The organism is Brevibacterium senegalense (genome assembly GCF_000285835.1).
Taxonomy (GTDB): Bacteria; Actinomycetota; Actinomycetes; order Actinomycetales; family Brevibacteriaceae; genus Brevibacterium; species Brevibacterium senegalense.
In genome coordinates this window covers 1-21,330 of record NZ_HE978602.1, presented here as the reverse complement: position 1 = coordinate 21,330, position 21,330 = coordinate 1, and the positions used below count along the sequence as shown (strand labels likewise).

Sequence of the window (21,330 nt, the reverse complement as noted above, 5' to 3'; positions counted from 1 at the left end):
GGCCCGTTCCGGGGACAGGAGCGGCGCGGCGGCCAGACCCCGCGAAACGGTCAGTCGCGCGGCCAGCTCTTGCCGCGACGGGCCTCGACGGCCTGGTTGTAGCGGCGCAGGGAGTGGACGAAGCCGGCGATCTCGTCCGGGGACCAGTCGGCGAGGATCCGGTCGAACCCGTCCTTGCGAGCCACGAGCTCCGCGTCGAGGCGGCGGAGCCCCTCGTCGGTGGGCCGCAGTTTGCGCGCGACGCCCCCGTCCGGATCCGTGATGCGCTCCAGCAGGTCCGACTTCATCGCCGCCGTCGTCTGCCGGTGGATCGTCGAGACGTCCATGTCGAAGGCGTCGGCCAGTTCCGCGACCGTCATGGGGCCCTGCGCCCGCAGGCGCGACAGGAGGATGACGGCGCTGCGGTCCAGGGGAACCTCGCGATCCTTGGGGGCCACTCCCTGGAGGGCGAAGCGAGTGAGGAGCATCTGCTCCCGCACCAGCGTCTCCAGCATCTCGTCCTGGTCCCTGCGCTCCTCCATCCGCCCATTGTGGCAGGCGGCCGGCCCGTCGTCGTCCGACCCTCGCCTTCCGAGCCCGCACGGAAACTTGTATACTGCAAGCGTTTTGCACCATACAATCGCGTGAAGACTGGAGTGCCATGCGCGCGGCCGCGGCCACCTCGTCCACCACCGGCATCGATCCCGCCGGTGCCCTCGCTTCCTCCCCCGCGCAGCTTTCCCCCACCCGCACCATCGCGCTGCTGGCTGTCGTCTGCACGCTCGTCGCGATGATGCAGTCGCTCATCGCCCCGCTGCTGACGGTGCTCCCGCCGCAATTGGACACCACTCCCGCGGCGTTCACGTGGGCCGTGACGGCCTCCCTCCTGGCCGGTGCTGTCAGCACCCCGATCGCTGGTCGCCTGGGCGACATGCTGGGGAAGAAGACCGTCCTCGTGGGGCTGCTGGTCCCCCTGGTGGTGGGCTGCGCGATCTCCGCCGTCGCCACGAACCTGCCGGTCATGCTGCTGGGTCGGACGCTGCAGGGTGTGGCGCTGGGGTCGATCCCCGTCTCCATCGCGCTGCTGCAGGAGGTCGTCCCGCCGCACCGCCGCGCCACCGCGATCGCGCTGGCCAGTGCGTCGATGGGGATCGGCGGCGGCATCGCCCTGCCGCTGTCCGCCGGTTTCGCACAGTTCTTCTCGTGGCGTGCGCTCTTCTGGATCCTCGTGGGCCTGGGCCTCGTGCTGGCGATCCTCATCGCAGTCCTGGTCCCCGCGGGCGCGCGCCCGGCCCCCGGTCAGCGGTTCGACGCGGTGGGCGCACTGCTGCTGGCGGTCGGGCTGTCGTCGTTCCTCATCGCGCTGTCGCAGGGCTCCGTGTGGGGCTGGACGTCGTGGGCGGTCCTGGGGGCGTTCGGGCTGTCCGCCGTCGCGCTGCTGTCGTGGGCCGCGTGGGAGTTCCGGGCCGCGCAGCCCCTGGTCGACCTCCGCGCGGCGATCTCCCCCGTCGCGCTGCTGACCAACCTCGCCTCGATCTTCACGGGCATGGCCATGTACATCACCCTCGTGGCGACACCGCAGATCCTGCAGCTGCCGCCCGCCGACGGACCGGGTCTGGGCGTGTCCCTCCTGGCCGCCGGACTCCTGCTGCTGCCCGGCGGGATCATCCAGATGCTCCTGGCGCCGGTGGGCGGACGCCTCATCAACGCGCGCGGTCCCAAGGTGGCGCTGCTGACGGGCATCGCGATCATCGCGTGCGGCTACGGCACGATGCAGGTGGCGCTGGCGAGCGCGCTGGGCCTCATGCTGGGCCACATGATCATCAAGGGCGGGATCGGCATCGCGTACGGTGCGATGCCGGCACTCATCATGAGCTCCGTGTCCGCCGCGGACATCGGGTCCGCGACCAGCTTCAACACGCTCATGCGACAGATCGGCAGCTCGACGGGCTCCGCCCTCGTGGGCGCAGTGCTGGCGGCGGTCGCGGTCACCGCGGGCGGGGACGTCCTCCTCACAGAGGCGGGATTCCGCATCGCGTTCCTCCTGGGCCTCGTCGTCGCACTCGTGGCCCTGACGGTGGCGGCGTTCATCCCCTTCCGCCGCTCAGCCGCCTGAGCGCGCACCCCACCCTCACAGACCGCGCATCGCAGTTCGTGCGCTTCTCGTATAACGCACGCGAGCTCGCCCGTACATCGGTAGAACCGTGTCGCGGTCGCGGCTCCCCGCCCGCATCGCCCGCGTCGCCCCGGAGGGAGAGAATGGGCGCATGACATCCGCCCACTCCCCGGAACCGGACGCCCCCGCCCCGGAGCCCGCCACTCTCACCGCCGCCCAGGTCGTCGCCCACGCCCGGTTCAGCGAGCCGGGCCTCGACAAGTCGAGCGCGATGATGCTGCTCTACTTCACCGCGGGCTGGCTGGAGGCCTGGCACGACCGCCCCGTCGTCGAGGCGCACTTCGAGGCCTGGCAGCACGGCCCCACGGATCCCGCCGCGCACGCGGCCTTCGCGGACACCTACCCCAAGCGCCTGCGCCTGCCCGACGACCAGATGCTGGAGCTGGGCGTCGAGGCCGTCGTCCACTGGGGTCTGGGCGGGAAGCCCGGCCAGCGCGGGACCGTCCACTCGAGCGGCCTCATCAACGCCGCGAAGGCGACCCGCGCCTATGCCGAGGCCGCCACGACGGGGAAGCCCGCGTTCGCCTCGGGACCCGAGATCCCGGCCGGGCTGATCCGGGACACCTTCCGCGAGCTCGCCGAGGCCGTCGCCGCCGGAGACGCCGACGGGCCCGCCCAGCCCGGCGAGGAGGAGAGGGCCGAGGCCGCCCGCCAGGCCGAGGCGAAGCGCCTGCGCGCCCAGCTCGCGGAGCGCTTCGACACGGGCGCCAACCTCCTGGAGACCTGAGGCCGCGGACCGTCAGGGCGTCAGGGCGTCAGGACCTCTGCGCCTCCTGGGCCGCGAAGTAGGACGATTGCGCTGTCAGCTCCACCGCTGACAGCCGGCTCGCCCCCAGCCGCCGGGGCCGGGACCGGGACTGGATCCCGGCCCCGGCCTCGGCGGCTGTCCTGCCCTCGTGTCTCACGATCCGGCGCGCCGGGCGGATCGACACGCTTCGTGGTCTCATGAGCCTCACACTCAGTGAATTACTGAACGTTCAGTCAGTTTCAAAGGAGAAACGATGACCCGACGACACCGCGCACTCCTGTCGACCGCCGCAACTGTCGCGAGCCTCAGCCTGCTCGCCGGATGCGGGGGCTCCGTTGCCGGCAGCGGCGACGGAGGCGATGCGGACGGATTCGCGTTCGGATCCGACCAGGCCGAGGTCGACGCTGCGATCGCGGACCTCGACCCCGTCACTCTCACGATCCAGCCGTATGCGGCCTCTCCGGACGCAGCCGCCGCCGTCGCCGAGCAGTCCTTCATGGATGCCGTCGAGGAGCGCTCGGGCGGGAAGATCACCTTCGAGGTCGCGTGGGGGCAGTCGATCGCGAGCTACCCCGAGGTCGACGACGCCCTGGCGGACGGTCGCCTCGACATCGCCTACAGCGTGCCGGTCTACTTCCCCGCCGAGTACCCGCAGGTCGACGCGTACAACAAGCTCAGCCACTACACGAGCGCCGCGCCCCTGACGGGCGAGGCGATCACGCAGGCGCAGATGAGCGAGGCCGCGTGGAACAGCGACGCGGTCCTCGCCGAGTACGAGGAGAACGGCGTCGTCCCCCTCAATCCGCTCATCTCGTCCGGGAACTACTGGGCGGCCTGCAACGCGCCCGGCTCGGAATCGGACGACTGGAGCGGCCGCCAGATCCGGATCGGCGGCTCCGCGCAGACGCCCATCTCGGAGAACCTGGGGGCGTCGCCGGTGTCCATGGAGTACGGCGAGGTCTTCGAGGCCCTCCAGCGCAGCACCGTCGACTGCACGTTCATCCAGGGCATGGTTGCGGGATCGACCGGGCTCATGGAGGTCGCACCGCACGTGTCGACGCTGGGAGAGGACCGCTTCACGGGCGCTGTGACGGCGGGACACGTCGCGGGCGCATCGTTCGAGACCCTGCCGCTGCCCTACCGACAGATCATCTTCGACGCGGCGAACATCGACTGGCTCCACGGCCAGATCTCCGCCGTCGTGGGGTCCAGTGCAGATGCGGTGGCCGACGTCCGCGAGGCCGGCGGCGAGTTCGCGGACATGTCCGGTGACGCGAAGGAGACGGTCCTGGAGACGCAGGAGGAGCTGGTCGACGGTCTCATCGCGGACGGCGTCATCGACGAGGAGGTCCGCACGGGCCTGCAGGACCGCGCCCAGCACTGGGCGACCGTCGTGGAGGAGCTGGGATACGCCGACGACGGCGACCTCGCAGACCTCGACGAGTGGTACGACCAGGAGGCGACGGACTTCCGCCCGCTGGCCGAGCAGGTCTACCAGGAGGGTGCAGCGGCCCACCGCCCGGAGTGACCCGGGCGCACCCGGTCCACGACGACGGCCGCCGAGGCCGGGGCTGGATTCCAGCCCCGGCCTCGGCGGCCGTGTCAGTGCGGAAGGACCTCGCGGGGCGGTCGCCGCCGACCCCGTGTCCGTGCCAGATGTCAGCCTGGGGCACATGCCCCGGTCGGACGGAGGGAAGGCCGTCCCGGCCGGGGCCTGATCAGCAGGGGCCGACCCAACCGACCGGGAGCCCGCTCACTCCTCGAACAGGATGACCTGGCGGACGGCCTCGCCGTCGGCCAGCTTGTCGAGCGCCTCGTTGATCTGGTCGAGGGTGATCGTGGAGGAGATGAGCTCGTCGACGGGCAGACCCTCGTCGCGCCACAGCTTCTCGTAGACGGGGATGTCCTTCGACGGCACGGCGGAACCCAGGTACGAGCCCACGACGGTGCGCGCCTCCGCCGTGAGTGTCAGCGGGGTGATGACTGATTCTGCCTGCGGCGACGGCAGTCCGACCGTCACCGTCTTGCCGCCCACTCCGGTCGCCTTGTACGCGGTCTCGAACGCCTTGGGGTGGCCCGCCGCCTCGATGACGATGGGCGCCTTCACGCCGTTCTCCTCCAGCTGTGCGGGCGTGTAGACCTCGTCCGCACCCAGCTCCGTCGCGCGGGTGAGCTTCGATTCGTTCGCGTCGACACCGATGACCTTCCCCTTCTTCAGGGAGATCGCGGTGATGAGCGCTGCCATGCCCACGCCGCCCAGGCCCACGATCATGATCGTGTCGCCGTCCTCCGGTGCGCCCGCGTTGATGACGGCGCCACCGCCGGTCAGGACCGCGCAGCCCAGGACCGCGGCGATCGCCGGCGGCACGTCATCGCCCACCGGCACGACCGAGCTGCGATGCAGCACCGCATGCGTCGCGAACCCGGAGACGCCCACGTGGTGGTAGACATCCGTGTCTCCCTCGTGGAGTCGCATGTGGTCGCCCACCAGCGTGCCCGCGTTGTTGACCGCAGTGCCCGGGATGCACGGCAGCTTTCCGTTCGTCCGGCAGTTGTCGCACTCGCCGCAGCGCGGCAGGAAGACTGTGCTGACCTGCTGGCCCACCGTCAGGTCCGTGACGTTGTCCCCCACCTTCTCCACCACGCCCGAGGCCTCGTGGCCCAGGAGCATCGGCATGGGTCGCGGCCGGTTGCCGTCGACGACAGACAGGTCGGAGTGGCACAGGCCCGCGGCGCGGATCCGGATGAGGACCTCATCCGGGCCAGGATCGTCCAGCTCGAGGTCGACGATGCGCAGGGGGTTGCTCTCCGCGTACGGCCGCTGTGCCGTGCCCACGGAATCGAGGACTGCTCCGGTGATCTTCATGATGGTCTCCTCTGCATGAGTGGACTGCGCGTCGTCAGTCGTCGATGACAATACCGGCGCGGGTGACTGTGCGTGCGGCCGCCTGCGCGAGCGCCTCGTCCACCTGGTCCAGTGTGAAGTCCGCGTCGACCAGGGACTCCCAGGGGAAGTGCGGCGTGTCGGCGACGAACCGGATGGCGCGCCCCAGCACGGTCTGCGGATAGCGGATCGCTGCGCGGATCTGGACTCCCGTGCGCGTGAACAGGCCCGGATCGAACTCCGTGTACTTGTGGGGGGTGATGTTGCCGATCTCCACGAAGATGCCGCCGGCCCGCGTCATCCGCGCGCCCTCGGCGAAGACGGAGGGGACACCGGTGAGATCGATGACGACGTCCGCGCCGCCCCCGGTCTGCTCCTTGATGAGCGCGACGCGGCCGTCGCCGTCCTCAGCCTGCGTGAGGTCGATCGTGTGGTGGGCGCCGAACTCCTTCACCTTCGCCAGGCGCTGCGGTGCCATCTCCGCGACCCAGACGGTCGCGCCGAACGAGCTGGCGACCGCGGACGCGCACACGCCCAGTCCGCCGGCGCCCATGATGACCACCTTGTCACCGTAGGACACCTCGCCCAGCAGGCAGCCGTAGTACACCTGCGACAGCGCGCAGTTGACGCTCGAGGCCGCCTTGCTCGTGACGCCGTCCGGAACCTTGTAGACCGCGAAGCTGGGGCCCACGACGTAGTGGGTGCCGAACGTCCCGTGGAAGTGCGGCGCCTGGTCCGCCGGCGCACCCCACGCGGTGTAGGCGTTGCGGCAGATGTTCTGATTCCCGCTGTTGCACTCGGGGCAGCGGCGGCAGGCCTGGAAATAGGTGGAGACGACGCGGTCGCCCACTGCCAGCGGCTCACCCGCGAAGTCCGTCGTCACGCCCTCGCCCAGCGCGTGCACACGGCCCACGCCCTCGTGGCCCATGACGCAGCCGGGCTGCACCAGCGGGTGCCCACCATTCAGGATGTGCACGTCCGAACCGCACACGTTCGCCCGGATCATCGACAGCACGAGGCCGCCCGCAGGCGGCTCCGGTACGTCGTATTCACGGGCAGCGGTGGACCCCACTGCATCCAGCACAATGTTCCGTCCAGTGACCATGCACACCCACCTCATCGTGTGGCGCCCGAGCGCCGTGTGATGCCGGCCGGGACGCCGGCACCTGCGAAGCTACTCAAATATATTCCGGACGTCAAGGGATATGCGCATACCTGCACCCATCAGGCCTGAACATGCGATTCGCCCGGCCATGCCGCGGAATGAGGCTGCACCCCACAGAGCGACCCCTTGACTCTTCGCTGATCTGAAATATATTTGCTCGTACGGAGAGTGGCGCACGCCCCAGGCGTCCGCACCCGCCGCGCACGGAGCGACCGACCTTCAACGACGAGGCAGAGGAAGATCCCCATGGCCACCGCACCTGATATGAAAGTCCACATCCTCGACACGGGAACGATGGAGGCAGACCGCACCTGGCTGCTCCTGGCGCCCCACACCGTCATCAAGACCCGCGAGCACAAGAACGACCCGCGTGCGTGGGGCCAGGTCCCCACGCACGCGGTCTACATCGACCATCCGGACGGGAAGATCCTCTGGGACACGGGCGTCCCCCGGAACTGGCAGACGCACTGGGAGCCCACCGGCTTCCACGAGTTCTTCCCGGTCCTCGACGACCCGGAGGGCGACTCCGGCTACCTCGATTCGAGCCTGTCCCAGATGGGGCTGGCGCCGGACGACATCGACATCCTCGTCCTCTCCCACCTGCACTTCGACCACGCCGCGAACGCGCGCATGTTCGACAACGGCAAGACGCGGATCGTCACGAGCCAGGCGGAGCTGGACGGTGTCAAGGACATCACCGGCTACAACAAGGGCGCGCACATCCCGGACGACTACAAGGGCCTCACCATCGGCGGCATCACCGGCGATGACGAGATCGTGCCCGGCGTCTCCGTCATCCAGACACCGGGCCACACGTGGGGCACGATGTCGCTGCGCGTCGACCTGCCCAACGAGGGCACGAAGATCTTCACCTCGGACGCCGTCTACATGGAGGAGTCGTACGGCGATCCGCCCGTCGGCGCCGCGATCGTGTGGTCCAGCCTCGACTGGCTCGCATCGGTCGAGAAGCTCAAGCGCATCGAGCAGGAGACGGGTGCGGAGATGATCTTCGGCCACGACGAGGGCCAGCGGGCGAACTTCCGCACCGGCCCGGACGGGTTCTACTCATGATCCTGTACGACTACCGCTGCGAGGGCGATCACCGGTTCGAGGCCGCCGTCGCGTCCATGTCCTCCCCCGCCCCGGACTGCCCGGACTGCGGCAGCAGTGCCCGGCGGGTACTCACCACCGTCCGCACCAGCGGCTTCGCGTCCGCCGGGCACAGCCGCGAGGACATGCCCAAGAGCTGGAAGGGCATGGGCAACGGGAACAGGGACGCGGTCGACTACTGGCGCAGGTCGATGGAGAAGCGGGAGCGGCTCGAGGAGCGGCACCCGGAGCTGGGCGGCGACCGCCGCCCGATCCTCGCGCACGAGGGCATCTTCCGCGACCGCCCCCTGCGCGCCGGCGACGACATCGGCGCCTCGGTCCAGGCGGCCGTGACGGCGGAGAAGGCGAAGGAGGCCGCGAAGCCGGCCACGGCCTCGGCGACGGGGTCCTCCACCACCGCAGGAGGTGCTGCGAAGCGATGACTCAGACACCCGCGTTCATCGACGGCGAGCGCGTGAGAGGCGACCAGACGTACGAGAACGTGGACCCGGCGGACGGCCGCGTCATCGGTGAGGTGCTGCGGGGATCCGCGGACCACATCGACGCGGCCGTCGCGGCGGCTCGGGCGGCCCAGCCGGACTGGGCGGGCACGAAGCCGGAGCAACGGGCGGACGTCGCGCAGGCATACGCGGCGCTCATCCTGGACCACGTCGACGAGCTGGCGCTCCTGGACTCCCAGGACACCGGCAAGCCGATCTCGCAGGCGCGCGCGGATGCGACCGTGACCGCCCGGTACTTCACGTTCTACGGCCGCGCGATCGACTCGTACTACGGCCTGCAGCTGCCGGTCGACCCGGCTTTCCACGTGTACACGCGCCGCGAGCCCCTGGGGGTCTGCGGCAGCGTCATCGCGTGGAACTACCCGCTGCAATTGTTCGGCCGCGCGGTCGCCCCGGCCGTCGTGACCGGCAATGCCGTGGTGCTCAAGCCGGCGGACGAGACGCCGCGGTCCGCGGTCCGCCTGGCCGAGCTCGCGATCGAGGCCGGGTTCCCGCCCGGGATCATCAATGTGGTCCCCGGGATCGGCGCCGAGGCCGGGGCGACCCTCGCTGCCCACCCCGGGATCGATCACATGGGCTTCGTGGGCTCGAACCCGGTGGGTCGTCTGATCGCGGGAGCTGCCGCGCAGAACGTCGTGCCCACCGTCCTGGAGCTGGGCGGGAAGTCCCCGCACGTCGTGTTCCCGGACGCGGACCTGGACCGGGTGGCGCAGTTCGCCACGAAGGGCATCCTGCAGAACGCGGGGCAGACCTGCTCTGCGGGCTCGCGGCTGCTGGTGCACAGCTCCGTGGAGCAGGAGCTGCTGGACCGGCTGCGCGCCGCGTTCGAGGCGACCTCGCTGGGACCCGGGTCCACGGATCCCGACCTGGGGCCGCTCATCTCCCGGAAGCAGCAGGATCGCGTCTCCGGGATGGTGGAGCGGGCCTCGGGAACGGTCGTGACCGGCGGCTCTGCGCCGTCCGGCGGCGACCTGGGGCAGGGCGCGTACTTCTCTCCCACCCTCATCGCGGGGGTCGAGGCGGACGCGGAGATCTTCCGCGAGGAGGTGTTCGGACCGGTGCTCGTGTCGCGGACCTTCGAGACGGAGGACGAGGCGGTCGCCCTGGCCAACGGCACGGACTACGCTCTCATGGCGGCGGTGTGGACGCGGGACTCCTCGCGCGTGCACCGGCTGGCCGCACGCATCAGTGCGGGTCAGGTATACGCGAACGCGTACGGGGCGGGCGGCGGGGTCGAGTACCCGTTCGGCGGCTTCGGCAAGTCCGGATACGGCCGGGAGAAGGGGTACGAGTCCCTGGACGCGTACACCGCGACGAAGACGGTGCTCGTGAGTCTGTGAGTGCGGGCTGCGTGCGGGGCGGGATGCGGGCGGATCGCCCGTGCGGGGCTGCGGGCGAATAGTCCGGGCGGGGCGGTCGGCGGGGACGTCGGCCGCCCCGCGCTCTGCGGGGCGGACTGCGACGACGAGGGTGAACGTGAGCGTGATGAGCAAGGGAGACGATGGACCGATGAACAGTGCCGGGACGGCGGAGAACGGCAGGCGCTACGGCACTGCGGCCTCGATCGTCGCATCCGACATCGGTGAGAACATCGTTTCCGGGCACCTCCCTCCGGGCAGCCCCCTGCGCGTCCATCAGGTGGCGGCCCAGTACGAGATGTCGCTGACCCCGGTCCGCGAGGCGATGCAGCGCCTGGTGACGGAGGGACTCGTCGTCCGCACGCCCGGGGTGGGATTCGCGGTAGGGCAGCTGAAGGCCTCGGACATCCGCGACGTGTTCCTCACGCTCGCGTTCGTGAGCGGGGAGCTGTCCGCGCGGGCGGTCGCACACGTGGACGATGCCATGCTCGCCGAGCTGCACGCGATCCACCACGAATCACTGGCCCTCGTGCACCGCCGCGCGGTGCACGGGCTCGATGAGAAGAACCGCGAGTTCTACTCGATCATCAACCACTCCACCGACGCCCCCAAGCTGCGCTGGGTCGCGGGACTGTGCATCCGCTACGTGCCGCGCTCCCTGTACTCCGATGTGCCGGGATGGCCGGACATCACCGTGGGCGGGCAGGAGGCGATGATCGACGCGCTGGAGGTCCGCGACGCGGACTCCGCCCGTGCGATCACCGAGTCGATCCATCACAGAGCCGGCGAGGCGCTGGCGGAGAGCTACGACATCACCCGCGCGGGTCGGGCGAGCGCGTGAGGGTGGCGGACTGACCGTCGCTCCGCCGCGACGGACGGGCGGTTGGCCGCCCCTTTCTCTCGCCGAAACAAGGGCAACTGGCCGAAACATGCCTGTGCACGCCCACGGCTCGAGCCAATCGGGCTCGTCCCAATCGGGGGTGTAGGAGTTGAGGTCTGAAGCCGCCGGTCTCGAGCAGACTTCGGGCGATGTACTTGGTCAGGTTGCGGAACCCGAGTGCGGAGCCGCGCAGGTGTTCGAGCCGTCCGTTGAGCGCCTCGGTCGGCCCGTTGCTGGTGCCGGGTCGTTCGAAGTAGGCGAGCACGTCAGCGGCTCGCTTCTTCAGGGTCCGGCCCAGGGTGGTGAGCTCGGTGAGCACCTTGGGGACGCCAGCGCTGAGGTCGGTGATCAGCTTCTCCATGAGCTCGCGGCCACGTTGCCGGCCCTCCTGGCGATAGGCGGCGATCATGCGCTGGTAGACACCCCAGGTCGCCTCGACCTTGACGTGAGCGTCATCAACGAACAGCTCGCGTAGCCTGTCGCTCTGCTTGTCGGTGAGCAGGTCCGCGCCGGTGTGCAGCGTGCGCCGCGACTTGTAGAGCGGGTCGTCCCTGAACCCACGGTGCCCGTGGATCGCGAGTTGGACCCGGCGCCGGCACCTGTCGAGGGCGTCACCGGCCAGGCGCACGACGTGGAAGGGATCCATCACCGTGACCGCGTCCGGGATCTCCTCGGCAGCGGCGGTCTTGAACCCGGTGAAGCCGTCCATCGCGACCACCTCGACCGCGTCACGGAAGGCGTCGTCGCGGTCGGCGAGCCAGGTCTTGAACGCCGCCTTCGACCGGCCCTCGACCATGTCCAGCAGCCTTGCTGGGCCGGCGCCATCGCGGACCGGGGTGAGGTCGATGATCACGGTGACGTACTTGTCGCCACGCCTGGTGTGGCGCCAGACGTGCTCATCGACGCCAATGACCTTCACGCCCTCGAACCGCGTGGGGTCGTTGATCAGCAGCCGCTCGCCTTCAGCCAGGACCGCGTTGTTGGCGGTGTCCCACGCGACCCCGAGTCCCTCGGCGACACGTGCGACGGTGAGGTGTGCGACCACGATCCCTTCCAGCGCCCACCGCAGCCCGGTGCGCGAGAGCTTCGCGCGTGGCTCCGCCGCGGCGCTGGTGTCTTGGCGCCACACGTGTCCGCAGTCGGCACAGCGGTAGCGGCGCACTACAACTTCCAGCACGGTCGGTCGCCAGCCCAGCGGCTCGTGGGCCAACCGCCGGATCACGGTGTCACGAGCAGCGCCTTCGCTGCCGCACCGTCGGCACCACTGATCTGGTTCCACCACGCGGCACGCGAGGACCGCACGATCCGGTTCAAGTCGTTGTCCGGTCACGCTCAGACCGAGGCCGTCGAGTCGAGCGAAGGCGGTCAGGTCAGGGCGGCCGAAGCCGGCCGGCGGGGTAGCGTCGGACACGTCGAGGTCTTTCGGATGGATGGCGTAGGAACCTCCGTCGTCGGGAGACCTCGACGTCTATCTGCGGACCGACGCGCCCGGCCGACCTACACCCTCATCTGAGAAGACCCCTGAAACGTCTTCGCCGACGACGGGGCCGGCGAGGAGGAGGGCGCGGTGAGCTAAAAGAATGGAGCTTGCTCGGCTTCGACGCCGCCGCAAGCTCCGGTGAAACGGTCGGTACTGGTCGGTCGTCGTCGGTCACCACCGGATGGCGGCGTCCCCCACGCTCGGCGTTCGCGCAGGTCAGCGTCTCGTTCGCCCAGTGGGCGCATCAAGCGATAGACGCAAAGCCGACGTGATTAGGCCCTCGGTTCGATTCCGACAGGCGCCTCCGGCGAACCGCCCCTGACCTGCGGAAACGCAGGGCAGGGGCGGTTCGGTTCTGGTGGTCGCGCAAGCGCTGGCCTCACGGCTCTGCCCGACACCTACGTCGCCCTCCTCTGCGACGGACCCCTCGCCGGCTGAGCGCTCGCGGCCGGCATCCTGTCCGTGCGCCGATAGGCCTCGCGCCGCTCGGCAACGCAGCATGGCGTTGCGTCGCGACCTGGCGACGGCTCGGCGGGGCGCGATCGTCTCGTGCGTTGGCGGACTACGGGAGCTTGGACGCGAGGACGTCGGCCGCCAGGATCTCGGGTGCTGCGCCGAGGAGCTGCTGGTTGGCCATCAGGGCTGCGACGATGGCGCCGTTGGCGTGGGCGTCGCGAGCGGCCTCGTCGGGGAATGCATCGAAGATCCAGAAGGTGTCGGCGTGGGTCCTGACCGCGAACCAGACAATCGTTCCTACTTCTTCGTTGGCGAGTGCGACAGCGCCGGCGAGCAGATCGGCGAGCGCGTCGTGCTGTCCATCGGCCGCGACGATCTTGGCGACGAAGGCATACGGAAGTGATGCGGGTGTGGACATGAGGGACTCTCCTTGAAGTCGGGGTTCTTCGTGGGACGAGTTCAGCGTATGACGAGCGAGGGCCGGTGGGGAGTGGCGTATACGGCAGTATTGCTATTGTTTACGTCATGCGTATCGGACTGATCGCGACAGACGGCTGCTTCGGTTCGGCTATCGCGTCGATCATCGACATCGTGCGGGTGGCCGACGGAGCCCGCGGCGATGTCGACCCGCGGATCGACCCGATCGAACTCGCCATCCTCGGACCGAAACGGCGAGTGACCACGACGGCATCGATGACCCTGTCGGTGGACCACCCGCTGTCGGAGTCCGCAGAGTTCGACGTGGTCGTCGTCCCTGCGCTTGGAACCCTTACGGCCGCCGCTACCAACGACGCCCTCCAGAGCCGAGATGCTCGTTCGGTCATCGCCTCGCTCGGGCGCCTCGACGAGGCGACCACCCGGATCGCCGCGGCGTGCACCGGCGTGTTCGCTGTCGCCGAGACCGGACGGATGCATCATCGGCGGGCGACGACCAGCTGGTTCCTGGGCCCGGAGTTCCTGAAGCGCTATCCGACCGTCGCCCTCGATCTCGACACCATGGTCGTGGTCGACGGGAACCTCGTCACCGCCGGCGCCGCGTTCGCTCACATCGACCTCGCGCTCTCACTCGTGCGATCGATCAGCCCCGACCTGGCCCAACATGTCGCCAAGCTCCTCATCATCGACGAGCGCCCGTCGCAGGCGGCCTTCGTCGCTTACGAACATCTCCGGCACGAGGACCCGATCGTCGTCGAGTTCGAACGCTTCGTGCGCGCCCGCCTGGACGAACCGTTCAACGTCGCCTTCGTCGCGCAGTCGCTCGGCACCAGCCGGCGCACCCTCGAGCGACGAGTCCGTGCGGCGCTCAACCTCACTCCGCTCGGCTTCGTCCAACGGCTTCGCATCGAACGAGCTCGGCACCTCTCAGCAACCACGGACCTCACCTCCGCCGAGATCGCGCTACGGGTCGGCTACGCGAACGCCGAGACTCTGCGTTCCCTCCTGCGTAGGGAGCGACGCCGTTCCTGACCTATCGCCATTCCTGCAGCCGGTGTGCCAATGCTCGACTGGAACTACCTCTCAGCACGTCGCGTCGACGCTCCTGCGTCACCCCCGGACGACCCACTCGACGGTCAAGTCCCTTGGAGTGGTGTAGCGGTTGGATCCTTCGTTAGGGGTCTCAGGCGCTGAGTTCGAGTGGGATGTCGGTGTCGGTGCTCACCTCGTCTCCGGTGTTCTCGACGGCCGTGAGTCGGCAACGGGCCAGGACCTCGAGCCCGAGGTAGCGGCGCCCTTCGGCCCATTCATCGGTCTGCTCAGCCAGCACCGCCCCGACCAGCCGCACGATCGCCGACCGATTAGGGAAGATCCCCACGGCGTCGGTCCGGCGACGGATCTCACGGTTGAGCCTCTCGGCAGGGTTGTTCGACCAGATCTGGGCCCAGACATCCTTCGGGAACGTGGTGAAGGCCAGGATGTCCGCCCGCGCTGTGGATTTGCTCGCTAGATGGCGGTCTTCTGTGATCGCTTGATGGCGTTAGCTGCCGAGGGATCCAGACTGATCGACGTAGGGGGAAATCCGGGTTTGCCTCTTGACAAGTAGGCCCACAAATTAACGGTTAGGCCCATCCTCGTGTGCATCGATGATCGCGCTTACCTTGGCATCGACGGCGGCGAGTGTCTCGAGTTCGAGGTCGGGGGCGTCGAAGTCGACACGGTGGCCCTTGAGCAGGAAGTCGAGTTTGGGATGGAGTTGGGCGAGCGTCTCGTTGGGCATGCGTGAGGGGTTGCCGCCATGGGCGGAGCACAGGGCGTTGGCTTTTGCGTGGAGGGAAGATACGGATTCCAGGTCGAGCTCCGACTCGTCGAAGTCCTGCACGCCGTGGTCGGCGAGTAGAAAGTTCAGTTTCTCGTGGAGGCTGGCGAAGGTGATGTCGGTCATGAGTGTCCTTTTCTCGCGGTTTGGTGGCGCCCTTTGTTGGCGTGGGCAGGTATTCGGATGGTTCTGTCCCCAGGGGCGGCACCGTACGCGTCTCAGGCGCCAAGCCCTGGTCGTCTCAGCTCAGGAAGCGCGTTGCCTGTCAGCGCGCTCCAGCGCTTGGTAGGTCGCCGCGAAGGCCTCGCAGGCGTCATCGGGAAGTGCATAGTTATGGGTCAGGGTCCGCAACTCGTTGAACAGTTCAACGGTGCGGGTCTCGTTGCCCGACTGCTGGAGAGCGAGGGTGATCTCCCGTGCGCGGGTGAGTTCCGGGTGGTTTGCTCCGTGTACGCGTTCGATGAGGGAGGCGAGTTCGGCTGCTCGCGCGAGGTTCTGGTCAGTCACTGATCATTCCTTTCCGATGGTGAAACCAAACTATGGGGTCTGGGGATGGTTGTCCCTTGATGGAGGTCAAGACGAGCTGGGCCGGGTCCTGGCGGTGATCGCTGCGTGAGGATGCCGCGGGTGCTGCTGCTGGTCGGTGACCTCATACCCGGCACTCTCCAGCGCTCGTGCCATGGCCGTTATCGGCCATCGGTAGGCCGTCGTGGCTGGGTGCTGGAACGCCTCGAACCGTGGGCCTGAGAAGAACGAGAGGAGGAGTGAGCCGTCGTCGTCCAGAACACTGCGCAGGGTCGCCAGTGCTGGCGGGAGCTGGTCGGGATCGAGGTGGATGAGGGAGTACCACGCCAGGATCCCGGACCAGCGCTCGGCGGACCCGACGAGGTCGGCGAGTGAGCCGTGCCGGAACGGCACGGCGGGATGTGCGCGGCGGGCGAGTTCGACGAACTGGTCGACCGGTTCGAGTCCTTCGACGTCGTACCCGAGGGCAGCGAGGTGACCGGTCCAGCGTCCGGTGCCTGCGCCGACGTCGAGGATCCGGCCGGAGACTGTCTCAGCCCAGGGCTCGACCACGCTGCGGCCGGGGTCTCGGGGGGAGACCACGGTGCCGAGCATGCCGGCCAGTCCGGCCGCCTTGGTGCGGTACGCCTGGGTGACCTCATCCATCCGTGCCTCCGTGAAGTGAGCGGGTCCAGCGGTGTGAGCGCAACAGTCGCAGCAACCCCGATCACATGAGCATCATGAGGATGAGGAACATCAGGAAGCCGGCGGCTGCCATGGCGATAGTGCCCGTGCTTTCCTTGATCTCGTAGGCCTCCACGAGCAACTCGGCGACTGCGGTGAACAACAGGGCGGCGGCACCGAAGGCCAGGCCGGCGATCAGCAGCGGGGCGGAGACTCCGGCGAAGAGGAGGGCACCGAGTACGGCGCCGATTGGCATCATGACCGCCACGAAGGCCCCCACTCCGATCGCGGTGCCGACCGAACCGCCCCCGGCTCGCGTGGATCCGGCCGTGGACGCGGCGACGAAGAGGAGCTCGATCGACAGCGCGATCGCGATGAGGAGGGCCGCGGCACCGCCGGCCGACAGTGCCACACCGATGATGGCACCGTCGATGAGGACGACGACCGCAAGAGCGATGGCCAAGCGCAGGTTCACGCCGGTGGCCCCCTTGGTCTGCACGCCACCGTGACCGTGGTCGTGCTCCTCGCCATGAGCGTGACTGTGGCCGAATCGGTTGAGGAGCGCGCGCAGCGCCAGCATGAATGCCGTACCCAGCACAAAGCCGATGATCAGTGGCCAGCCTGCACCGAGGTGGAGCGCCTCCGGAAGCAGGTCGAGTGTGGCCGCAGCGATGATCAGGCCGGCGGCGAAGTGCTGGACGTAGCTGGTGAGTGTGGAGGTCTGGCTACGCGTCGCGAGAGCCGCGATCACCGCGCCCACAAGACCCGCCACCAATCCGATGGTGCCGAGTCCGAGCGCTTGCCCGAGCAATTCCATTGTTGTTTCCCTTTCACAATGTTGCAGACGTTTGAGTGAGCCGGGTTGCCTCGGCCCTTCCACCCCTGAACTTATGCCGTATCGGAAACGTTGTAATTGATCTGGATCAAGAGTCCGCAGAGGTGCCACCGCCCATGCATCAGAGCAGAGGCGAGCAAAGGCGCTGCGTGTCAGACGCTTCGGGGCCGCTGCTGCGGCACCGCCCGCGATGCCGACATCGGCTGGGTCCAAGGCCGAGGCGTTCGGTGACGGTGTCATTTTCAGGAATCGACTGCACATCCGACCGATCAAGGCGTGGTCAAGTCCCATTTGGTGGTGTCTTTTCAGTAGTTCCCTTTCGGTAGAGCAGTGAGTGTGAGGACGGGCTGGGAGGGTGTGGTTCAGGCGGTCAGGTGCATCACCGCCGGTGCTGGCTCGGGGTGGTTGTCGTCGTGGAGGATGTGCAGGAGCCTGCGCATCGAGATCTCTGAGAGGTAGCGACGTTCGCCGTACTGCCATTCCTCGTGCTGTTCCTGGAGGACGGCCCCGATCAGCCGGGTGACGGACTCCCGGTTCGGGAAGATCTGGACGACATCTGCTCGGCGTTTGATCTCGCGGTTGAGTCGCTCGATGGGGTTGTTCGACCAGATCTTCTGCCAGTGCTCTCGCGGCATGATCGCGAACGCGGTCAGGTCCGCTTCTGCCGCGTCGAGCATGTCCGCGATATCGGGGTACGAAGAGCGCAGACCTGAGGCGACTTGCTTGTACTGGGCGATCACCCCTTCGGTGCTGGTCTGTGCGAACACGGTCGAGATCATCGCGTTGACCGGCTTCGAGTGGGCCGAGCCGAGCTTCTGAGTGACGTTGCGGGCGAAGTGGACCCGGCAGCGCTGCCAGCCGGCGCCGGGCAGGATCGCGGTCACCGCGGCCTTGATCCCGGAATGGGCATCCGAGATCACCAGGGAGACGCCTTCCGGGTCGTCCAAGGACGCGACTTTCAGGCCGCGTTCGCGTAGGCCGCGCAGGAACTGGGTCCAGAAATCGATCGTTTCCGCATCGCCGATGCTCATGCCGAGGATCTCTCTGCGACCTTCGATGGACACACCGGTGGCGACGATGACGGCTTGGGACACGACGCGTCCGCGGTGGCGGACGTCGACGTAGGTCGCATCGACGTATACGTAGGGGAACCAGGTGTGGTCCAGTCGGCGGTCCAAGAACTCTGAGACACCGTCATCGATGTCCGCGCAGATCCTGGAGACGGTGGAGCGGGAGATGCCGGATTCGTTGCCCAGAGCGCGTACGAGGTCATCGACTTTCCGTGTTGAGACGCCTTCGATCCAGGCTTGGCAGATCACCGCGTAGAGAGCCTTGTCGACGCGGCGACGGGGGTTGAGCAGGGAGGGGAAGAACGAGCCCTTGCGCAGCTTCGGGATCGCGAGATCGACTTCCCCGGCGGTGGTGGCCAGGGTCTTCTTCCTGGTGCCGTTACGTCGTGTTGTGCGCTCTTGGGAGCGTTCGTAGCGAGACGCGCCGATGGTCGCGGTCGTTTCGGCTTCGATGAGGTCTTGGAGGCCGGCTTGGAGCATCTGGCGGAACACGTCGGAGTGGGCGAGGTCGGGATCGGCGAGGACTTTGCCGATCAGGGTCGAGACGGCAGAATTGGGTTGGGTCATCGTGGGAGCACCTTCTGTGTGTTCTTGCCGGAACTACTTCTGGGTTCCCACGATGGCCCTTCACCATTTCAGCCGAGCGGATGAAGTGCCTGGTGGGAATGCCACCACACTATGGGACTCACCCCAAGGCGTCGCCTGGATAGGTCCGGGTAACAAGTTCCCCTGTCCCGGCGTGCTGTACTCACCTGCCTGGTGGAGGTCGACGAGCGCTATGAGGACTGGCTAACCGTCTGAATTGGCGCCGGTACTGATCGGGATGATGTCGCTCGAACCTGATGTGGTTCGAACCCGTGAGGCAGCGATCCTGGTCAGCGACACAATAAGGCCGACCACGTTGATGCGTGAGGACGAAGAATCTGCTCGGAAAGGCGGGATCTTCGCATCTACCGAATGCGATAGGACAGCCCGCCAACACCCGCCGGGGTACGCGCAGCCCCGCTCCCGAAGTTTCCGGCTCCGGGGGCAGGATGGATGCATGACCAATCACATGCCGACCGGCGAGGTCACCCCCGGCACCCGCCTGAGTCCCGGCGCCGTGGCGCCACCGAAGGCGATCAAGGATCCTCTCCCCGATTGGAATCCGCGGGGTCCGCGGGTTCGTCGCGATCCCGTTTCCGCCTACGACGAGATGCGATCGCGATGTCCCGTCGCGCGCGGGGCGAGCGGTGCCTGGACGCTGTTTTCGCATGCTGATGTCACTGCTGCCGCCCTGGATCATCAAGCCTTCTCCAACGCCGTGTCCCGCCACCTCCAGGTGCCCAACGGCTTCGACGAGGCCACGCACACGGAGTTCCGAGCTCTCGTGGACCGCTACTTCACTCGGAAACGGATGACAGCTCTCGAGCCCGCGGTGCAGCGAGTCGCGGCCGAACTCGTCTCGCAATTCGACGTTCCCGGGCCCATCGACGCAGTCGAGGTCGGCGCTCGCTTTGCGGTGCGCGCGCAAAGCGCCTGGCTCGGATGGCCCACCGACCTCGAGGACGAGCTCCTGCAGTGGATGGCGGACAACCATGCAGCCACTCGCTCACGAGATGGGGCGCGCACCGCGGAAGTCGCCCAGCGCTTCGATGCCATCATCCGGTCCCTCATCAACGCTCGCCGCGAGGCCGGTGACGCCGCACCCGACGATGTCACCACCGAGCTCCTCCGCGACCGCGTCAACGGCCGCGAGCTGACCGACGAAGAGATCGTCTCGATCCTACGCAACTGGACGGGTGGCGACCTGGGGTCGATCGCCCTCTGCACGGGCGTGATTCTGACCTACCTCGCCGACCACCCGCACGTGCAAGCCCGGCTGCGCTCCGGAGTGTCCGACCGGGAGTTCAACGCGATCCTCGACGAGATCCTACGGATCGATGATCCCTTCGTGGCGAACCGACGCATCACCACCGAGCCCGTCACAGTCGGCGGCCGTGAGCTCGCCGCCGGCGAACGAGTCTTCCTCAACTGGACATCCGCCAACCGGGATCCGCAGATGTTCGGTGACCCGAACGCGTTCGACCCCCTTGGTAATGCGCCCTACAACCTCGTGTACGGTATCGGGAAACACGTCTGTCCCGGACGTCTACTTGCGACCCTCGAGCTGCGGGCACTGACCCGGGCCGTCCTTGAGACGACGGCCGCGATCGAACCAGATCCAGGCAGGCCGCGACAGCGCGCTCTGCCACCCGTCGGGGGCTTCGCAGCAGCCCCGCTGCGCCTGCGGTGACGACACAACCGACCATCGCCATCATGACCAGGATGAGGACGTGGGGTTGGAAGCTGACCGACATTGGGAGGAGGATCGTCGAATGACTGTCCCGCCTGAGTCCAGACACAGCGGTGAACCGCACGCACCAAGCCACCACGCCAAACTCAACGCACTACGCGCCGGAGTGCTCGGCGCCAACGATGGCATCGTCTCCGTTGCCGCCTTGCTGCTGGGAGTGATCGCCAGCGGCGCCGGTGACACTGCGGTCTTCGTCGCCGGGTTGGCCTCGACCGTTGCCGGTGCGGTCTCGATGGCGTTGGGTGAATACGTTTCCGTCTCCGCCCAGCGGGACACCGAGAAGGTCTTGATCAACAAGGAGCGCGCCGAGCTCGCCGATGATCCGCAGGCCGAACACGCCGAGCTGTCCGGCATCCTCCAGGGATATGGCATCACCAAGGACACCGCTGATAAGGCTGCTACCGAGATCGGTGCCAGCGACCCCCTGGCCGCTCACCTGCAACTTGAGCTCGGCCTCGATGCGGAGGACTTGACGAACCCGATCACGGCGGCGCTGTCGTCGGCGGTGGCATTCGTGCTCGGAGCCCTGCTGCCCATGATCTCGGTCTTCTTCGCCCCCTCGGGGACTGACGCCGTTGTGGTCACAGTCGTGACTCTCATCGTTCTGGCCCTGACCGGTCACATCTCCGCGAGACTGTCGGGCACTTCACCGCTCAGGTCGAGCCTGCGCCTGGTCATCGGCGGCGCTCTCGGACTGGCGCTGACATACGTTGTCGGATCCCTATTCGGGCTTGCTGTTTGACACTCCCCAGGTCGCTTCCTTCGCCGTGCATCCAGTCTCTGGTCCTGGAAATTGCCGTGCATCACCAGGGCCTGGCCGCCGCAACGGAGATTCGGAGCAAGCCGCCAGCGTTAGGATGGGCCTGCCGAGTGACGGGCGAACAGGGGGGACTGCTGCACGAATAGGTGACA

At 68.0% G+C, this 21,330-nt stretch carries 19 protein-coding genes and 2 pseudogenes; 10 read left to right on the top strand and 11 right to left on the bottom strand.

Annotated elements, in window-relative coordinates; genetic code table 11:
* Nucleotides 1-50: 50 nt before the first annotated feature.
* On the bottom strand, nucleotides 51-521 hold the full coding sequence (locus tag HGBR_RS05970) for a MarR family winged helix-turn-helix transcriptional regulator (RefSeq protein ID WP_019158422.1): 471 nt from the start codon (nucleotides 519-521) through the stop codon (nucleotides 51-53).
* A 119-nt stretch (nucleotides 522-640) separates the two neighbouring features.
* On the opposite strand from HGBR_RS05970, the gene HGBR_RS05965 reads away from it, so the two are divergent.
* The 3 genes from HGBR_RS05965 to HGBR_RS05950 all read left to right on the top strand — a co-directional run bounded on the left by HGBR_RS05965 (nucleotide 641) and on the right by HGBR_RS05950 (nucleotide 4,431).
* The gene (locus HGBR_RS05965) at nucleotides 641-2,095 is read left to right on the top strand and encodes an MFS transporter (protein WP_019158421.1); all 1,455 of its coding nucleotides are present in this window, start codon (nucleotides 641-643) and stop codon (nucleotides 2,093-2,095) included.
* Nucleotides 2,096-2,246: 151 nt separating this feature from the next.
* The gene (locus tag HGBR_RS16650) at nucleotides 2,247-2,882 is read left to right on the top strand and encodes a Panacea domain-containing protein (protein WP_019158420.1); all 636 of its coding nucleotides are present in this window, start codon (nucleotides 2,247-2,249) and stop codon (nucleotides 2,880-2,882) included.
* 274 nt (nucleotides 2,883-3,156) lie between these two features.
* Entirely contained in the window at nucleotides 3,157-4,431 is a 1,275-nt protein-coding gene (locus HGBR_RS05950; RefSeq protein ID WP_019158418.1) for a type 2 periplasmic-binding domain-containing protein, read from the top strand.
* A gap of 225 nt (nucleotides 4,432-4,656) precedes the next feature.
* On the opposite strand, the gene HGBR_RS05945 is transcribed toward HGBR_RS05950, so the two are convergent.
* Nucleotides 4,657-5,769, bottom strand: a complete 1,113-nt coding sequence (locus HGBR_RS05945; protein WP_019158417.1) for an alcohol dehydrogenase catalytic domain-containing protein — start codon at nucleotides 5,767-5,769, stop codon at nucleotides 4,657-4,659.
* Nucleotides 5,770-5,803: 34 nt separating this feature from the next.
* Nucleotides 5,804-6,892: a zinc-binding dehydrogenase gene (locus tag HGBR_RS05940; RefSeq protein ID WP_019158416.1), complete on the bottom strand. Its 1,089-nt coding sequence runs from the start codon at nucleotides 6,890-6,892 to the stop codon at nucleotides 5,804-5,806.
* Between the two features lie 306 nt (nucleotides 6,893-7,198).
* Between HGBR_RS05940 and HGBR_RS05935 the strand changes: the two genes are divergently transcribed.
* The 4 genes from HGBR_RS05935 to HGBR_RS16640 all read left to right on the top strand — a co-directional run bounded on the left by HGBR_RS05935 (nucleotide 7,199) and on the right by HGBR_RS16640 (nucleotide 10,761).
* Nucleotides 7,199-8,023 (top strand): N-acyl homoserine lactonase family protein, encoded by an 825-nt coding sequence (locus tag HGBR_RS05935; RefSeq protein WP_040364746.1) that lies wholly within the window; start codon nucleotides 7,199-7,201, stop codon nucleotides 8,021-8,023.
* Nucleotides 8,020-8,484, top strand: a complete 465-nt coding sequence (locus HGBR_RS16645) for an FmdB family zinc ribbon protein (protein ID WP_019158414.1) — start codon at nucleotides 8,020-8,022, stop codon at nucleotides 8,482-8,484. Before HGBR_RS05935 ends, HGBR_RS16645 begins: the two co-directional genes overlap by 4 nt.
* Complete coding sequence (locus HGBR_RS05925) at nucleotides 8,481-9,902, top strand: aldehyde dehydrogenase family protein (RefSeq protein WP_019158413.1); 1,422 nt, start codon at nucleotides 8,481-8,483, stop codon at nucleotides 9,900-9,902. The genes HGBR_RS16645 and HGBR_RS05925 overlap by 4 nt, the downstream gene beginning before the upstream one ends.
* Before the next feature lie 169 nt (nucleotides 9,903-10,071).
* A complete protein-coding gene (locus tag HGBR_RS16640; RefSeq protein WP_019158412.1) occupies nucleotides 10,072-10,761 on the top strand; it encodes a GntR family transcriptional regulator in 690 nt (229 codons plus the stop codon).
* Nucleotides 10,762-10,891: 130 nt separating this feature from the next.
* On the opposite strand, the pseudogene HGBR_RS16635 reads toward HGBR_RS16640, so the two are convergent.
* Both HGBR_RS16635 and HGBR_RS05910 read right to left on the bottom strand, forming a co-directional pair.
* A pseudogene (locus HGBR_RS16635) lies at nucleotides 10,892-12,211 on the bottom strand (ISL3-like element ISPfr2 family transposase); the annotation flags it as partial.
* Between the two features lie 631 nt (nucleotides 12,212-12,842).
* Complete coding sequence (locus HGBR_RS05910) at nucleotides 12,843-13,154, bottom strand: putative quinol monooxygenase (RefSeq protein WP_019158410.1); 312 nt, start codon at nucleotides 13,152-13,154, stop codon at nucleotides 12,843-12,845.
* Nucleotides 13,155-13,261: 107 nt separating this feature from the next.
* On the opposite strand from HGBR_RS05910, the gene HGBR_RS05905 reads away from it, so the two are divergent.
* Nucleotides 13,262-14,203 (top strand): GlxA family transcriptional regulator, encoded by a 942-nt coding sequence (locus tag HGBR_RS05905; RefSeq protein WP_019158409.1) that lies wholly within the window; start codon nucleotides 13,262-13,264, stop codon nucleotides 14,201-14,203.
* Between the two features lie 151 nt (nucleotides 14,204-14,354).
* On the opposite strand, the pseudogene HGBR_RS19405 reads toward HGBR_RS05905, so the two are convergent.
* From HGBR_RS19405 to HGBR_RS05875, 6 genes and pseudogenes are all read right to left on the bottom strand, one after another.
* Nucleotides 14,355-14,663: pseudogene (locus tag HGBR_RS19405) on the bottom strand (transposase); the annotation flags it as partial.
* A gap of 123 nt (nucleotides 14,664-14,786) precedes the next feature.
* On the bottom strand, nucleotides 14,787-15,116 hold the full coding sequence (locus HGBR_RS05895; protein WP_019158407.1) for a hypothetical protein: 330 nt from the start codon (nucleotides 15,114-15,116) through the stop codon (nucleotides 14,787-14,789).
* A 120-nt stretch (nucleotides 15,117-15,236) separates the two neighbouring features.
* On the bottom strand, nucleotides 15,237-15,497 hold the full coding sequence (locus tag HGBR_RS05890) for a hypothetical protein (RefSeq protein ID WP_019158406.1): 261 nt from the start codon (nucleotides 15,495-15,497) through the stop codon (nucleotides 15,237-15,239).
* A gap of 66 nt (nucleotides 15,498-15,563) precedes the next feature.
* Nucleotides 15,564-16,160 carry a class I SAM-dependent methyltransferase gene (locus HGBR_RS05885; RefSeq protein ID WP_019158405.1) on the bottom strand — a complete coding sequence of 199 codons (597 nt, stop codon included), beginning with the start codon at nucleotides 16,158-16,160 and terminating at the stop codon, nucleotides 15,564-15,566.
* Nucleotides 16,161-16,221: 61 nt separating this feature from the next.
* Nucleotides 16,222-16,995: a ZIP family metal transporter gene (locus tag HGBR_RS05880; RefSeq protein WP_019158404.1), complete on the bottom strand. Its 774-nt coding sequence runs from the start codon at nucleotides 16,993-16,995 to the stop codon at nucleotides 16,222-16,224.
* 380 nt (nucleotides 16,996-17,375) lie between these two features.
* Entirely contained in the window at nucleotides 17,376-18,650 is a 1,275-nt protein-coding gene (locus HGBR_RS05875) for an IS256 family transposase (protein WP_019158403.1), read from the bottom strand.
* Between the two features lie 475 nt (nucleotides 18,651-19,125).
* Between HGBR_RS05875 and HGBR_RS05870 the strand changes: the two genes are divergently transcribed.
* Both HGBR_RS05870 and HGBR_RS05865 read left to right on the top strand, forming a co-directional pair.
* Nucleotides 19,126-20,358 carry a cytochrome P450 gene (locus HGBR_RS05870; protein WP_019158402.1) on the top strand — a complete coding sequence of 411 codons (1,233 nt, stop codon included), beginning with the start codon at nucleotides 19,126-19,128 and terminating at the stop codon, nucleotides 20,356-20,358.
* Between the two features lie 82 nt (nucleotides 20,359-20,440).
* Nucleotides 20,441-21,160, top strand: coding sequence for a VIT1/CCC1 transporter family protein (locus tag HGBR_RS05865; protein WP_026077377.1), 720 nt, complete (start codon nucleotides 20,441-20,443; stop codon nucleotides 21,158-21,160).
* The last annotated feature ends 170 nt before the right edge of the window (nucleotides 21,161-21,330 follow it).